This is a genomic window from Catellicoccus marimammalium M35/04/3, assembly GCF_000313915.1.
Lineage (GTDB): Bacteria > Bacillota > Bacilli > Lactobacillales > Catellicoccaceae > Catellicoccus > Catellicoccus marimammalium.
This window is the reverse complement of record NZ_AMYT01000021.1, coordinates 1-17,947: the sequence shown is the minus strand read 5'-3', so window position 1 is coordinate 17,947 and position 17,947 is coordinate 1. Positions and strand designations below refer to the sequence as shown.

General features: G+C 30.8%; 6 protein-coding genes and 1 pseudogene. All 7 read right to left on the bottom strand.

Features of this window, described 5'->3' with window-relative positions:
• Nucleotides 1-354: 354 nt before the first annotated feature.
• Nucleotides 355-3,423 carry a BspA family leucine-rich repeat surface protein gene (locus C683_RS04920; RefSeq protein WP_009491532.1) on the bottom strand — a complete coding sequence of 1,023 codons (3,069 nt, stop codon included), beginning with the start codon at nt 3,421-3,423 and terminating at the stop codon, nt 355-357.
• Nucleotides 3,386-3,547: a hypothetical protein gene (locus C683_RS06660; RefSeq protein WP_009491523.1), complete on the bottom strand. Its 162-nt coding sequence runs from the start codon at nt 3,545-3,547 to the stop codon at nt 3,386-3,388. Before C683_RS06660 ends, C683_RS04920 begins: the two co-directional genes overlap by 38 nt.
• Nucleotides 3,548-3,754: 207 nt before the next feature.
• Nucleotides 3,755-6,694, bottom strand: a complete 2,940-nt coding sequence (locus C683_RS04915; RefSeq protein WP_009491521.1) for a BspA family leucine-rich repeat surface protein — start codon at nt 6,692-6,694, stop codon at nt 3,755-3,757.
• A gap of 327 nt (nt 6,695-7,021) precedes the next feature.
• Nucleotides 7,022-7,789 (bottom strand): hypothetical protein, encoded by a 768-nt coding sequence (locus C683_RS04910; protein WP_009491519.1) that lies wholly within the window; start codon nt 7,787-7,789, stop codon nt 7,022-7,024.
• A 93-nt stretch (nt 7,790-7,882) separates the two neighbouring features.
• On the bottom strand, nt 7,883-13,741 hold the full coding sequence (locus C683_RS04905; RefSeq protein ID WP_009491517.1) for a M60 family metallopeptidase: 5,859 nt from the start codon (nt 13,739-13,741) through the stop codon (nt 7,883-7,885).
• Between the two features lie 286 nt (nt 13,742-14,027).
• Nucleotides 14,028-15,560: an Ig-like domain-containing protein gene (locus tag C683_RS04900; RefSeq protein WP_040388725.1), complete on the bottom strand. Its 1,533-nt coding sequence runs from the start codon at nt 15,558-15,560 to the stop codon at nt 14,028-14,030.
• A 124-nt stretch (nt 15,561-15,684) separates the two neighbouring features.
• Nucleotides 15,685-17,947, bottom strand: a pseudogene (locus C683_RS06565) (hypothetical protein); the annotation flags it as partial.

Genomic DNA, 17,947 nt, shown 5'->3' with positions numbered 1-17,947 from the left:
ATGTATCGATGTGCTGATGTATGAATGTATACATGTGTACAAGTATACTTTTCAAAGAAAGTTTATTTTAGCTACAAAGATACATGGCTACATGGATAAAAAGATACATGTAGCCATGTACCTTTTTATCTTTTATATAATTTCATACTTTAACACTTTAACACTTTAACACTTTAACACTTTAACACTTTAACGTTTTCATGATTCTATACATGAAAACGTTAATATATCGGTATACCGATATATTATGGGTATATTAAGATATCAGAATATCGATATTCTGATATATCGATATATTAAAAGATGAAAAAACACCTAGACGCGATGTCTAGGTGTTTTATTTATATTGTTGGATTATTTTTTAGGTTTCGTATGATCCATTGTTCCAGTAATAGAATCATCTAAGTCCATTTCAATAATATGTTTAGCACGTTCATTTGTTGGGAAAATTAATCCATCAATCCATACAGGTGCTTTGTTTAAGTTATTATCTTTGGCATCTTTATCCATATCTGGGTAGCGAATAACACCACAGAATGAATTATATTTCGGTGCTGTCCCTACACCTGATAAAGTATTTTTATCGCCAAATACTTTAGATTGTGGGCAATTATTAGGAACTTTTGGCAATGTCCAACCACTTAAATCTAAATGAGTTAATTTTGGTGTATCAAAGAACATTGAAGTAATTTTTCCTACATTATCCGTATTCCATTTAGACAAATCCAATGTTGTTAAGCTTTTGGCATCCGAGAACATAGAACTGAAGTCTGTAGCCTTTGAAGTATTTAAGTTTTCAATCCCTTTAATTGATTCACTTGTATTAGCACAAAATGTTTTAAAGAAAGAAGTTGTATTTGAAGTATCTAGTCCAGATACATCAATTGTTCCCATGTAAGAGAATGTTCCCCATAGTTTATCTCCAGTAGTAACCTTTTGTCCGTCTACTTCTTTGAATGTTACTGGAACTTGTTGAGCATTAACAACTACTTTTTCTTTTAAATCAGTATCGTCAATAATAGGATTTAAATATGTAGATGGATCTTGATACTTGATATTTAATTCTACTGGCATATCTTTTAATTTACCAGGAATTACAATTTTATCTTTACGATAAATAATACCATTTTTCTCTTTTTGACTTTCATCAATAGCTAATGGTTTATATTTTGTTAATACAACTTTCCCATCTTTTACTTCAGAATCCCAATGATTAATTTGTAAATCATTAATAGCTTTATCTAAAGCATCTTTAGAATTAGCTTTATTATGAGCTGTTTCTTTTGTAATTGTTGCTGGAGTTAATTGAATTGCTTCTTGAGCTTTTTTCAATTCTTCTTTTAATTTATTAAATGTATCTGCTGTATAGAAGTCTTCATCAGTACCTTGATTTCCTTCTTTAGCTGCATCATTTTCTTTAATGATACGTTCTGCTTTATCGATAGCTTCTTCCAATTCTTTGTTTTGCGCCGCATCGATTGCATTTACTAAAGCTTTAGCAGTATCTAAGATTTCATTGATATCTTTTGCTGTTCCTTTCTTCGCAGCTTCTGCAAAAGCATCTAATTTAGCTTTAGGGTCTGTTTGATTTTCTGTAGCTAATTTATCAATTGCTTTTTTCGCTTCATCATAGAACGCTTTTGTATTTTCGGCATTGATCTTCAAGTTGTCTAATGCATCATTTAATTTTTTCGCAACTTCTTCAACTTGTTGTGCTGTCATTTCTTTTGTTGCTGTATTAGTTGCTCCAAAAGCTTGAGGATCTTTCTTCAATTCAGTCATTGTATCTGTAGCTTCTTTGTAAGCAACTTTTAATCCGTTGAAGTCTTCAAATAAAACTTTAGCAGCTTCTTCGTGTGCTTTTAATTTGTTTGCTTTGGCAATTGCTTCACTTAATGCTTGACCTTGAGTATAAGTTGGTTGAACTTTTAAAGCATCCGCAATTTTATCTAATTTTGCTTTTGCTGCATCAACAGCTTTTTTATCTGTTTTAGCGTCGTCTACAACTTTTTGGATTTCATCAAAGACTTTATTTAATTTAGCTTCTTGATCTTTTGTTAAATAGTAGTCTTTTGCTAATTGTTTTGTCGCTTCTAATGCATCTTTTAAGTTTGTAGTGTCTAATTTCACACCAGCAATTGCTTTTTCTAATTCATCTGTTGCTTTCTTGATGTCTTCTTTAGAAGCTGCACCTTTTTTCGCTTCTTCTAACACTTTTTTCGCAACGTCTAATTTAGCTTTTACTTCATCTGTTCCAGTTAAACCAGGAGTTCCAACTAAACTTTCTGCACGTTTAATAGCATCTTCTAATGCTTTTACATCTGCAGGTTGTAATGCTTTGATTGCTTCATCTAATTGAGCTGGAATTTTCTTAATTGCATCTAAGTTATCACCTTTAACTGTTTCTTTAGCAGCATCGATAACTTTTTGTGCAGCTTCTTTAGATTCTTTTGAAGCGTTTGATTTAGCTAATTCAGCTTCTGCTTTTTTAATTGCTTCTTCTGCAGCTTTTTTCGCTTTTTCTAATTCAGATTGTTCTGGTTTTACCTCTGGTTTTTCTGGATTTGTTGGTTTATCTTCAGTAACTACATCTAAAGCTTCTACATTGGCATAACCTACCCATGTGTCTCCATCGTATAATGAAGCATATTTCTTACCATTTCCGTAAGTGTATACATATTTTGCAGTTAAATCTTTACCTTTATAGTCTGCTAATTTTGCTTTTTTAGTGTAGAAGTGGTCACTATATGTGTTCCATTCTTTAGCTACTTTAACTTTAGAATCAGCAGCTGCTACTTTTTTGGCTGTTAGATCTTCTACTACTGAAGAATCTACATAACCTGTCCATGCTTCTTTAGATTGTTCTGTTGAGTAATATTTTTTACCATCGATCGTATAGTAACGAGTAACTTTGAAGTTTACTCCTTTACTTGCATCAAAACTATCTTTTGTTTGTTGGAAGTATAAGTTGGCAAATGATTTTGTATTTTTTTTCAAAGTAACATATTTACTTTCTTTTGTTGAAGTAACTTCTTTTAAGTTAGATTTTGAAGTATATCCTTGCCATACTTCTTTTCCTTCAGCATCTTTAGAATATACTGAGTAATATTTTTGTCCATTTCCTAATGTATATTCGTATTTTGCAAATACTACGCGTTCTGCATTGTCAGTATTTTTAGCTGTCCAATAGAAGTTTTTCCACACGTTAGCTTTTCCATTTAATACAAATTGACCTTCAGCTTTTTCAGCATTAAAATCTTTTGTATCTTTACGATCAATATATCCACGATATGCTTTTTTACCATCTTTATCTGTTTGGTATACACGATATACATGTTTACCATCAATATTACGGTATCCGTCTACTTGATATACAGTACCATTTTTAGGGGTAGTTGATTCTTTTAATTTTGAATTTTGCATGGCTTGTAGATACAGTAACTTTTTTGTTTTCTGCTTTAATTTCAGAAGTTGCAGCATTAGCAACTGTAGCTCCTAATAAAGCACTTGAGATTAATAGGGTGCTTAAAATAGCTTTTTTACTCATCACTTATCTCCTTAATATGTGAATTTTTTATTAATTTCTTATTTAATAAAATTTTACTCACATTTATAAATTTTAGAAAGTTCATAATTTAAGAAAAGATATGAAAAAAAGTCAGTGCGTATTACACTGACTTTTTCGGTAAAAGTAAAATTGTCTTTTAAATATTTTTATTTTTGAACTTCTTTATTAGAAGTTGATTCTTATTTTTTATTTTTTAGTTGGTTTTGTATGTTTAAAATCTCCAGTAATAGATTGATCCAATGCCATATCAATTACCTTTTTCGCATGTGAATCTGTTGGGAATGTTAATCCATCAATCCAAACACGGTCTTTCCCTTCTTGTACTTTAGAGTTAATATGAATTACTCCACAGAAGGAATTATATTTTGGAGCTGATCCTGTATCTTTACCTTCCAATGTATCCTTAGAACCAAATACTTTTGATTGTGGGAATGAATCTGAAATATTTGTTAATTTCCACCCACTTAAGTTTAGGTTAGTTAATTTTGGTGTATTGAAGAACATAGATTTAATAGTTGTTGCTGATTCCATATTCCATTTAGATAAATCTAATGATGAGATAGAAAGAGCAGATGAGAACATTTCACCAAAGTTTTTACCTTTTGCAGTATTTAAGTTTTCAATTCCTTTAATCGTTGCACTTGTATTACCTTTAAATGTGCTAGCAAAGGATTCCGCATTTGAAGTATCTAATCCAGACACATCAATAGTTCCCATGTAAGCAAATGTTCCATCTAATTGTTTTCCTGTAGTTACTTTTTGACCATCGACTTCTTTAAAGGTTACTGGAACTTTCTGACCATTAATAGTTTTACCGTCAGAAGTTTTTTCTCCACTTTTAACAATTGGATATAAATAATTATCCACTGTTTGAATATCTAATTCTACTGATTTACCTTTTAATTTACCAGGAATAACAATTTTATCTTGACGATAAATGATATTGTTTGCAGCCTTTTGATTTCCATTAATTGCTAAAGGAATATATTCTGTTAAGATAATTTTTCCATCTTGTTCAGTGTATTTCCAATGAGCGATTTGTAATCCTTTAATAGCATTGTTTAAAGCAACTTTTGTAGTTTGTTTGTCATACATATTATCTTTATGAATGTCTGAAACTTTTAAGTCTAATGCTTTTTGAGCTTCCGCTACAGCTTCTTTTAATGCATTAAATGTTTTTTCTGTATAGAAGTCTTCGTTAGTACCTTGGTTTCCTGGTTTTGCTGCATCATTTTCTTTGATGATTTCATTTGCTTTATCAATAGCTGCTTTTAATTCTTTGTTTTGAGCATCATTGATTGCATTTACTAAATTATTTGCTGCTTCTACGATTTGTTTGAAGTTTTTAGCTGTTCCTTTTTTAGCAACATCTACAAATGCTTGTAATGCTTTATTTGCAGCATCTTGATCTGCTGAGTCTAATTTAGCAATTGCACCTTTTGCTTGGTTGTAGAACCATTTTGTGTTTTCAGCATTGATTTGTAAGTTGTTTAATGCATCATTTAATGCATCTGTAACTTTCTTCACATCAGCTGCTGTTAATGGTGTTGTCGCTGTGTTTCCTTTATCTGAATCTTTTTTCAATTCATTCATGATTTGTTCTGCATCATTATATGTTGCTTTTACAAGACCAAAGTTTTGGAATAGGACATCTCCATATTTATCTAATTTTTGTGCTTTTTGTAATGCATCATTTAAAGCTTTACCTTCAGTTGCTGTAGGTTGTTTTTGTAATTCTTCTTTTGCTTTTACTAATGTTTGTTGTGCTTTTTTCACTGCATCAATGTTTTCTTGTGATAAATCATCAGCTACTTTTTGTACATCAGCTAATGTTTTATTTAATTGATCTTCTTGATCTTTTGTTAAGTAAACATTTTTCGCTAAAGCTTCGATTTCTTTGATTTCTTTTTCTAAATCTGCTTTATCCACTTTTACAGCTTTGATTGCATCTTGAATATTTTTCACAGCATCATTAATTTGAGCTTGTGTTGCATTACCTTTTTTCGCATCTGCTAATACTTTTTCAGCTGCTGCTAATGCGTCTTTAACTTTATCTACTCCTGTTAAATCTGCATCATTTTTCACTACTTCTTGTGCATCTTTAATTGCATTTTGTAAGTCTTCAATATTTGCTGAAGTTACATCATCGCTAATGAATTTCAAAGCTTCTACATTGGCATAACCTACCCATGTGTCTCCATCGTATAATGAAGCATATTTCTTACCATTTCCGTAAGTGTATACATATTTTGCAGTTAAGTCTTTACCTTTGTAGTCTGCTAATTTTGCTTTTTTAGTGTAGAAGTGGTCACTATATGTGTTCCAGTCTTTTTCTACTTGTACTTTAGAATCTGCTGCGGCTACTTTTTCAGCTGTTAGATCTTCTACTACTGAAGAATCTACATAACCTGTCCATGCCCCTTTAGCTTGTTCTGTTGAGTAATATTTTTTACCATCAATTGTGTAGTAGCGAGTAACTTTAAAGTTTACACCACTCTTCACATCGAAGTTTCCTTTTGTTTGTTGGAAGTATAAGTTTGCATAAGATTTAGTATCTTTTTTCAATGCAACATATTTACTTTCTTTTGTTGAAGTAACTTCTTTTAAGTTAGATTTTGAAGTATACCCTTGCCATACTTCTTTTCCTTCAGCGTCTTTAGAATATACTGAGTAATATTTTGCACCGTTACCTAATGTATATTCATATTTCGCAAATACTACACGTTCTGCAGTATTAGTATCTTTTTCTGTCCAGTAAAAGTTTTTCCATACGTTAGCTTTTCCATTTAATACAAATTGACCTTTTGCTTTTTCAGCGTTGAAATCTTTTGTATCTTTACTATCGATGTATCCACGATAAGCTTTTTTACCATCTTTATCTGTTTGGTATACACGATATACATGTTTACCATCAATATTACGATAGCCATCTACTTGATAGACAGTACCATTTTTAGGTGTTGTTGATTCTTTTAATTTTGAATCTTTGTATAATTTAGCTTTGTCTGTACATACTGTTACTTTTTTGCTTTCTGCTTTAATATCAGAAGTAGCAGCGTTAGCAGCTGTAGCCCCTAATAATGCAGAAGAAACTAGTAATGCGCTTAAAATTGCTTTTTTACTCATATTCTTACCTCTTAATTTTAAATTTTTCCCTATAAATAAATTATTTACATCCACATTCTAACTCTTAAATCTCAAAAGTGATAATAATTTGAATTATTTAACTTCAACTATATATCTAACTTTTAAGCAAAATTCAAAGATATGAAAATAGAAAACACTGTTCTTTCTAGTACTTTTCAAATCTCTTGATGTTAATTTCATTATAATGAATTATTGTGGGAAGTCATTTCCAATTTTTAACATACTATAGGAAAAATTTTTTTAATTATATAAAATTTAAAAAATAATAAGAAAGGCTTTAATATTATCATTTTTTTGGTTCTCTTATTATTGATCAAACTGCCATTTTAATTGCTCAATAATTGCTTCTAATTCAGCAATATATTTTGCTTCTTGTATTTGATAAATCCATTTTTCTTCTAAAGAGGAATCACGCACTGCTGTAAGTATTGCTTCTTTTTTCTGAGATATTCTTTGTTCTTCATAAGAATAATTTTTTCTTTTTGCCTTTTGCACAATTTCCTTCATTTTTGCCTTTGTTTCTACTTTAGCTAATAAGGAAATAAAGTATTGCTTTTCTTTTTCAGATAAAAAAGTAGTTATATCTATAAGCTTTGATGATTCTTGTATAGTTTGAAAATATCGCTCTTTTCTTTCTTCATTCCTCTGAAACAAGAAAGAATAAACTCCTTCTTGATAAATCAGTGCTTGTAATGTCTTTATTTGCATTTCTCTTTCTTCTTTTGTAAAAAAATCATCTTGTAAGATATCTTCTTTTTCCCATATCTTGATTTGTTCAAGCTGTTCTTTATCTTCTGCTGATAAATAAGAAATACGATATTGAAGTTTACGCAGAGTATCTTGTGTTCTTGAATTTTCAATTTTATAAGACCAATATTTTTGTGCTAATGGTGACAAATCTTCTCTTTTTTCAATTTGTTTTTCGATAAGTTCTCTTTTTTCTACAAGTCGTGTATAATCTAAGTTTTTCAATGCATCTTGGATTGTATAATAAGCTTCTTCTGAATCAATTTCATCCGCCATTTTTTTCATTTCTTCTTTTTCAATTTCATCTAAAAATGAATAGTACTCCATAATTCCCTTTTCCCTTTTTTATTTTTTCTTCTTTATTATTTCATTTCTTTCACAATAAATAAATAAGCTCTAGAAAATTCTAGAGCTTATTTTTTATTTTTTGACAACTGCGTCTTTATTTACATATCCAACCCATTGATCCTTATGATCATACAAACTGTAATAAGTATAACCGTTGAAGTGATAGTAGGTACGTTTCACTTTGTATACTTTTTTATAATGTGTATTAGTATCTGATTTTTTCACTTTAAAAGACAAATTACGCCAGATAGTATAGTTTTTACGATTTACTTTTACTTTAAAAGAAGAAGTAGAACGTAGTGTCCATGGATCTTCCATTTCATTTAATTCACTTGCTTTAACATATCCAATCCATTGATTATCTGAAGTATATAATGTGTAATATTTTTGTCCTTGAATAATGTAAAATCCTTTTACTTTCAAAATTTGGCCTAAATATTTACTAGAATGACTACGCTCTTTTTCTAAGAAAACATCATTCCAAATAGTAGTATGGTTATTCTTAAAGGTTACATATCCATGATCTTTATGGAATTTTGGTTTCGTGTTTTCTTTATGATATTCTTTGGCTTTTTGAATAATCTCTTTGCATTCCACTTCAGATTGAGCTTTTTCTAATTGATGTAACAGAGATTGGCGTTGCTCTGTGGTTAATTGATAAGAAGCTAATTCTTTTTCTACTTCTTGTTTTTGTTTTTCTAAATATTCTTTCTCAGCAGACTGAATACTTCCTTCTATCATTTCCAATTCTGCTAAATATTTTGCATCAATCACTTTTTGAAGTAATTTTTCTTTTTCTTCAGTAGGAAGAGTTAAGCGTTGAATGCGTGCTTTTAATTCACGTTGCTTTTTATTTAATTCATTTCCTTCATAGTAACGATTCATTTCTTTTGCATAAGAAAAGATAGACTCCATCGTTCTTTTATCTTGTGCTTGATAAATGAATTGAATATAATACGCTTTATCTTCTTTTGATAAGAAAGTTAACGCTTGAATTCCATCGCGCATCTTTTCTTCCAAAACTTTACGAATTTCTTTTGTTTTGTCTTGTAACTCTTCAGCAAAATGATAAATTGCTTTTTCACTTTGAAGTGCATTTAATTTACGTTGAGCATTTAATTTTTCAGTATCTGTTAGGAAACTATTCTTTTCAATCCACTCTTTTACTTGCGCTTTTAATGGATGAAGTTGATTTTCTTTATCTGCAATTAATTTCCATGCTTCTTTTTGAATTTGTTCTAGTGCTTCTTTTGTACGGGCATCTTTTAATTGCGCTAAGAAATATTCTTTTGCTTCGGTAGACAAAGCATTTTCTTTCAGAATCGCTTCAGTTAGTTCTTCTTTTCCTTGATTCAAACGTTCTTGTTCTACTTTTTGTAGCGTTTTGCGAATATGATTTAATGACTCTAAAGATTTACTTTGCAAGATTGCTTCTTTCGCTATATTTTTCTCTTTTGTAGTTAAGAAAGAATAGTAAGAAAGTTCTTTTATTAATTGTTCTTTTTGTTCTTGCCATTGATCTTTATTTTCTTCTTCAACTTTATCTACTGTTTCTTTAATTTCTTCTAACTCTTCTTTTGAAGTTGCAGCTTCGACTTTTTGAACCCAATCTGCTTTTTCTTCTTCACTCAAGCTAGAATTTTGAATCATATCAATAACTTTATTTTGTTCTGCTTCTTTCTGCGTTTCATTTTCCTGTGTTGCTTCTTTTACAATTTTAGCAATTTCTTCTCGTGACTCTACTTGTTTTAATTTCGCTTCTAATTCTTCTTGTTTTTCTTTTGGCAAGAAGCCAAAAGCTGAAATTTGTTGTTGAGCAAGAAGATAAGCATGTTCAACACGTTGTTTTACTTTTTCTTTTACTACAGATAGGATAGCTTCCATTTCTTCTTTACTAGAAAGTTTATCTAATGCTAAAAATACTTCTTCTTTTTCTTGAGGACTTAAATCTTTCATTTGTTGGATTTGTTCTTTAATTCCTGACTCAACTTCTTCTTTTCGTTGATTATTTTCATCTGTAGCTTTTTTAACAATTGTTTGCATTTCTTTTCTTGTTTGTGATTTTTCTAATGCTGCAATCGTTTCTGCTCGCTCATCTGAAGAAAGTTTATCTAGAGATTCAATGGCTTTTATAGAATTTTCATATTCTTTTTGTAGACGAGTTTCTACTTTTTCTATCACTTCTTTACGAATTTCTTGCCATTGTTCTTTAGTTGTTGCCTGATCAAGCGCTAATTTGATTGCGTCTTTTTCAGAATCTGATAAATCTTTATAGTTTTTGCATAATGATTGGAAAATCGACTCTTTATCTTTTAATTGACGTTCGTGATTTTCTTTTTCCACTTCAACCATAATTTTTTTCATGTCATCTCGTGTTGTTGTCTCTTTTAATTTCTCTTTGACTTTTTCTTTTTCAGAATCTGTAATTTCAGAGCATTCATCTAATTTTTGTAGAGAATTATCATATTCTTTTTGAATTCTTGTCTCTACATCTTTTTTAACTTTTGTATGCAAGTTTTTCATTTCTTCTTTGGTCTGACATTGTTTTAAAGCAGATTGAATTTTTTCTTGTTCTTCTCCACTTAAATCTTTATATTTAGAAAGATGTTCCATGACCTTATTTTGAGCATCTACAACACGGATATCATTCGCTGATTTTGCTTTAGTCACTACTTCTTTTAAATCAGTAGCAGTATAAGCTTTTTTCAATTGTTCTTTAGCTTGTGATTTTTCTTCCGAATCTAAGAAGTCTAAAGCATCAATTTGTTTTTCACATTCTTTAGTATGAGATTCCTCAAAGTCTTTTTCCGGTACTACTTGAACGGTTAAGTCTTGTTCTGACGTATTTCCATCCATGTCTGTTGCTTTTACATGAATCTTATATTCATCTGGAGTTGTCCAACGTTTTGTATCCTCAGAAATTTTGATTTTATCTTTTGGCACACGACCATCTTCAGGATCAATGACAGAAATTTCGTTATACCAATCAATATCATTGACTCTATTATCAGAAACTACTAATTTTTCATCTGCTGATTTTGCAGATTTCCAATTAATTTGTGGTTTCCCACCTTGCTGAATTTGTTCAACTATAGATTGATATTTCTTTTGGTCTTCTCCTTTTAATTTATTATATAAAGCAATAATTTCTGATTTTAAAGGAGCATAATCATTACGACTAGAATAGAAATCTTCAGGTAAATTATTGACCTTACTTTCTAATTCTTTTAGCGTTTTTAACTTCTCTTGTTGATATAGTAAATCTTCTACTTCTATAGGTTTTAAATGTGCTTCGCGGAACCCTTTATTGCTCATACGATAGTAGGTAGTTTCTGTTTTTGGGCGATTAAATTCATATTCTTTACCAGTTTCACTATAATTACGTACATTTTGATAATTATCATCTGTCGTGGTAATGGCAAGAATATCATTATCGGCAATTTGGAAATTATCTTTTCTTCCATCCGTTCTAGTAAATTTTCCATCTTTTTCTGCAGTGTATACTACATCTGGTGCACTAAGAAAATAATCAGTATTAGGAACAAGCTGAGTATAAAGACTTACTGTTGTCTTCCCTACAACTTTGGCGTCATTATTAATTTTAAATTTCAATTCACTTCGTCCATGTTTTTCATCTGGATAAATAGTTGCGCTAATAGCAGATACTTCTTTTGATTTACTATCTTTCCCTAGTACAACCATAGAATCTTTGGATAACGTTTTCTTTTTCTCTTTTTTATAGTAGCAACTTGTATAGTACTGTGGAAATGTAGTTTTCGCTTTTTGATCTACTTCTTGGTCAGTTGAGAAGACATATGGCATTTCATAAGTATATTTATAATCATCCCCATCATAAATTTTAGGAAATTCTACAGCATAAGCTCCTACGGGAATCTTCACATCAATGTCTTTGGAATCACCAATTGTCACCTCTTTAACAATTTTCCCTTTATTATATAGAAGGATTTTCTTACCTTTTAGTTTTTCCATATCTTCATCTGATACTTTTAGTCGGATTTTTGCTTTTCCTTCTACATTTCGTTTTATTAAATCACTCGTACGAACTAATCCATATTCTTTTACTCCTAATTCACTTGTGATTTCTTTCAATTTTTCTTTATTGTATACAACGTCACGCAATTGTACCATTTGGTCTCCATTTCGTTGCATATCATAATTTTTCTTATTACTTAGAGGACGATTCGTTCCCCATTCAATCAAATAAGGAGTAATATCTACACCATATTTTTCATAAAAAGCACGCAATAGTTGATTCGGAATTGTATCTGTATTTCCTGTATCTCGTTTTTGGATACGAATTTGTTCATTCACTTTTCCCCAAGGTTCACTTGGATTTTTTGGATTCAAAGATTCTAACATGTTTAAGAAGAAGAAAAGACGTGCTTTTACATCCATTCCCTTAGCATACAAACGCCAACGCATTTCATTAATTTCTACTTCTCCCTCAGATCCAGGTAAACGACTCTTCAAAGCATTCATACGATGCTTTTGCCAACCTTCTGCATCTTTATCCATATCCATCCAATAGCTATTTAGCTTTCCAGCAATTTTTTCATTATGTTGAGCATAATACGCAAGAATGTTATTTGTTACTTCCATATAATCAATCGTATCTACATGATTTCTTCCTTGATATCCGTGACCGATTTCATGGAACGTTCCCCATCCCATCGTACTAAACCAAGTCATTTTATCTCCAGTTTGGGCAATCCACGGAGAAACATAATAAGCAGCTGAACCTGGCAATCCATTTTGGTCTGGACGCATATAATATTTTGTATAAGTACGTTGATTAATACGATCTTCTGGATCTAGTTCTAATCCTACAAAAGTATCATATTGCTTAAATAAACGGACAAATTCAGTATTTAAATCATCTAAAGTACGTTCTCCTGCAAATCTTTTCTTAATTTCTTCTCTTGTATTTGCAGGAATCAACATTAAATGATGTTGTCCTTCTAACACCGCATAACCAGTATCTCTTACTTCTGATTTATTATTATTTAATTTTACTTCTCTACGATGTGCTTTTGTTTCTTTTTCCCAAAAGTTAAAAAATAACTCTTGATTGTCTCCTGTATGATAATAAGGCAAGCGACGTGCTTCATGTCCTACCGTGTATTCTACCGTATAAGGACGAGCATCACTTCCTTGTTCATAATTATTTCTTGGTGTAGAAATAAAAGGTACTCCTGCAGGATCTTTTGTTCCTTTTATATTTGAAGCTTCATCAATTGTTTTTGCTCTTAAATGTCTGGAATTTCCATTAATTTGTTGGTGGTAAACATCTTTTTTATTTCCATCAGTCATAATATCAACGTATAGATTTCCACCACCTGATGGTCTATCTTTAATTTTAATATCAATACCTTGACCAGGATCTAATTGAATTCCTAGCATTTGACGATCATGCTCATCTCCACGTTTCATTAGTGTATTCATTGTATTTCCTGAATACGGAGCAGAGCGAATTGTTTTTTCAATTGTATCTTTTGAATGTTCTTTCGAATCTTCTTTCACATCAATTTCTGTTGTAAATTCAGTCGTATTCCCATGTTTATCTGTTACTCGATATAATAAAGTATGTTTTCCTAAAGATAAGTTTTTTAATTCTCCTGTTTTAGCATCGATGAGAGAATGATAATCTTGATTATTATCAATAGACACCAATTGAATCTTATTTGTTAAATCTCCATCTTCAAAATCCATCGCTAATACACGATAACGAGGATCAATAATAGAAATTTTATCTGATTGGTGAACAATTGCTTTTTTCGTACCATAAATTTCTGGTGCTTGATGTTCTGAGTATAAACTTTTACTTTTATCTTTTGCTTCCGCTTCCATCACAGCTGGAGCAAAAAGCAATCCCATCAAGCTTGCTGCGGTAATAGGTATCTTCTTTTTCATTTCTATTTTCCTCTTTTTTCCTTTTTATTTTTATCGTTCGATTTTGTATTTGATACTTTTATTTTATCAATAAATATACAATTTTATGTATCATTTTTTTCTTTACGCTTTTACCTTTTAAAGACAATATAATTTTATTACCATTCCTCTTTTGAATTATAAAGAAATATCTTTTTCTTCTTTTTTTCCATTTTCTACTCATCTAAACCTTAAAAACAAATGTATTTTATTTTTGAATCAAAAACAAAAAAGAACAGAGTATTTTATTTCTCTGTTCTTCAATCTTTTATTCTTTTTCTTTTTGAGCACAGAAAATTCCAAAGATAGTTACTAATGAAACTAGCATTGTTCCTATAAGCATCAAATATTTTTTACTCTTTGCTCCTGTTTGAGGCAAATCATCATTAGAATTTGAGGTATCTTCTGATGAATGATTTGATTTTGGAATTATCTTTGCCTTTTGACTAGAATATGTATTTATCAAAGTTCCTTCTTCTGTAGTAGTAGAAGACTCTTCATTAGCAAAAGAATCCGTTTCAGATCCTTTTCCTACGAAGTCTTCATCGTTAGAATCTGATTTTCTTTTAGAATCTGTGCTAATAGAAGTTGTTACTTTTGTTCCTTCATTTGTTGAACTAGTATCTTCTACTATATCTGTACTAAAATCTGATGAAGTTGTAGGTTTTATTATTGAATCTTCACTGTATTCTGTAGATGTTGTAGAAGGAATAGGTTGGACAGAAGTTTCTTTTGTTGATTCTATCGTATCCTCTTCACTTCTTGATATTGTATCTTGAATTGATGAATCTGTAGTTTCTATACTTGATTGACTTTCATCACTATTAGAAGTCATTGTATTCTCTGAGCTTGTCATAGAATCACTATTTGAACTTTCTTTTTCACTGCTTGAAATCTCTGAGGTGCTAGGTTCTATTGGTTTATCCCCACTAGCATTTCCTGAACCTCCTACCTGAATCGAAGAAGAATTTTGCTTTACTCCTAATTGATCAGATTTTCCTTGAACTTTGTTTGATAAATTTAAATCTCCTGCTTTTGTAGGTGTAGAATGATAAATAACTTGTACAGCTCGATTTAACTTCGGAATTTTTAATGTAAATCCATCTTCTCTTTTCACAATAGTATACTCTACTTTTGGTTGTGGAGAGTCAGCAACAAATTTTCCATTAGCCACAGTACCAAATTGAATTTCAATAGAGTCTTTATCTAACTTTTGTGGTCCCGATAATTGATCTGTAATGGTGACATTCGTTCTTTTTTCAGAATTTGGATTATACAAAATATACCACGTTGGCTTCCCATTATCATCTACCCAAGAAACTTTATTAATTTCCTGATATTCATAGGAACTTCCTTGAATGCCATTTCCCCAAAATTCTAGTGTTCCTTTAACATTTTGTAAATGATGTTTAGAAATATAATCATTAAAAGTCAATACACCGCTAGAAGCTCCTTTTTTAATTGTAAACTTACCAATTACTTTCCCATCTTTTGTTGTCACATCAAATGTAGTATCATTTAAAATTTGAATATTTTTAGGTAATGGAAAAGTAGCTGTATCTCCTGCTTCTATAGTTTCTCCTTTTGGCACTGACCAATCATAAGATACCTTATAATATTTATATCGATTTGTACTCTGATTCGGTCCTACAGATTGTCCACTGTCAGTTGTTACAATTGGGTGATCTGTCCCTATTAATGACACTTCCTTAGCAAAAATCGTGGAAGACAAAGAAGGGACAAAGAGTCCTAAAAGTAAAATCAGGACCGTCCCTAAATAGAATAACTTCCTTTTTTTCATTTTATAGTTTCCCCTTTCTTTATACCCTATGATTATATTATCACAAAGTCATAGTATATAAAAAAACATCTGGGAAAAGAAAAAACCCTAGAGACATTTCTAGGGTTTTTATGTATTCAATTAATTATTTTTTTAATTGAGGTGCTACAGTATATGCATATGTATAGTAGTCATTTTCTGCATTATACATCATTTGAGCTAATTTTTCTGCATTTTCTTTGTTAGGTTTTAATTGTTCATCTGTTAAACCTTCTAAGAAAGTTTTTCCTGATTCATCTTTGTGACCCATCCATTTACCATTTTGTTGGTAACCTAAAGCCCAGAATCCTTGGTTAGCTGCTTTACCATTAGCTTCAACTTGTTCTACTGTAGATACAGTTGCTGTTGCTCCTGATTTTTGTTTTTGTGAAACTGCTTTTTTAGCTTCAATTTGCCATTTTTGTACTGCGGCATGACCATTATTTGAAAATTCAATTAATTTATCTTTATTAAAACGTAATCCTTCTTGTGCATCAACTAATTCTTTCATTGCATTGTTTACTTGAACACCTGCTTGCGCTGAAACTGAAGCAGAAGAACTTACTTTATCTTTAGTTTTTGCATCTGCAAGAATTGTTTGTGCTACTGTCAATGCTGTAGCAAATTTATCATATGAATCCTTAGTATAGTAATCTGCTACATGTCCAGCTTTAGAAACAATATCTGATACAAATTCTTTTTGAGATAAAGTAGTACCAGGTGTAGCTGCTGTATCTTCTTTAATAGCTTTCACACCTAATTTAGGAGAAATCACATTAACTTCTGGATTTACTTCTGCTTGATTATTATTCCAAGGTAATACTCCGTTATATACAGTTTGTAAATCTTGGATCATCATGTCATAAACTTTTCTAGCTGCATCAACGATTTTACCGTAATTTTCAAAATGAGTATCTTTAGCTGCTACTTCTAAGTCTACTACAGCTTTTTTGAATTCTACATTATTTGTAAATTTGTCATCTTTAGATTCTAAATCTTTAGCTGCTTTGATGAATGTATTTAAAGCATCTTCATTTAAACCTAAGTTATCGAATGCTAAGTTTAAATCTTGAGTAGCTTTTTCTACTTCAGCTTTAGAAATTTTCACTGTAGCTTTATTTTCTTTATCAGTTACTTTTTTCATTTCTGTCATTAATTGATTTGCTTTGTTGTAAGCTTCTTTTAATGCAGGAGTTCCGTATAAATCTTTACCTTGGTTAGGTAATTTAGCTAATTCTTTAACACGGTTCATTGCTTTGTTTAAAGCTTCTCCATCCGCTTTGTTAGGTTGTTTTTCTAAACCTGCTTTAGCGTCAGCTAACACTGATTTAGCTTCTAAGAATTTTCCATAGTTATCACTATTAGCATCTAAGTTCATGATTGCCGTCATAGCTTTAACAAATTTTTCTTCGCCATCTTTAGTCATGTAAACGTTTGAAGCTAATTTTTGAACAGCTGCAACTTCATCCAATAAATCTTTTTTATCAAATTTAACGTTATTCATTGCATCTTCTAATTTTTTGATTTCGTCTGTAACTTGTTTATTTGTTACTTTACCGTCTTTAGCTGATGCTAATAAATCTTTAGCTGCTTTAATTTCTTTACCTAATTCATCACGTCCTGTAACTGCTGCATTTTCAGTAGCTCTATATAAACGTTCAGCTTCATGAATAGCTTCACGTAATTGTTCTAATGAAATAGTTGTTGCTGGAGCACCTAATTCATTAATTGCGTCTTCAATAGCTTGGATTGCTTTATCTGCATCTTCAGTTGAAGCGTCGCCTTTCTTCATGTCAGCAATTACTTTTTTAGCATTTTCAATTGCATCTTTTACAGCTTGAACGCGTTCTTTATCTTGTGAACCAATTCCTTGGCTTTCTACAGATTTAATTGCTTCTTCACCAGATTTAATTGCTTCTTCAACACGTTGGATATCGATTGTTGTAGCACCTGGTTTTAATCCTTTAATAGCTTCTGCGATTTGTGCAGGAACTTTCTTGATGTCTTCTAAGTTACCTTTTTTAACAGTTTCTTTAGCAGCATCGATTACTTTTTGTGCAGCTTCTTTAGATTCTTTTGAAGCTTGTGCTTTGCTTAAGATATCTTCAGCTTTTTTGATTGCATCATTTGCAGCATCAATAGCTTTACGTGTTTCTTCATCAGTATTTGATGCTAAAGCTTGAACGTTAGCATAACCTACCCATGTGTCTCCATCGTATAATGAAGCATATTTCTTACCATTTCCGTAAGTATATACATATTTTGCAGTTAAGTTTTTACCTTTATAATCTGCTAATTTTGCTTTTTTAGTATAGAAGTGGTCACTATATGTGTTCCAATCTTTAGCTACTTTAACGTAAGAATCAGCA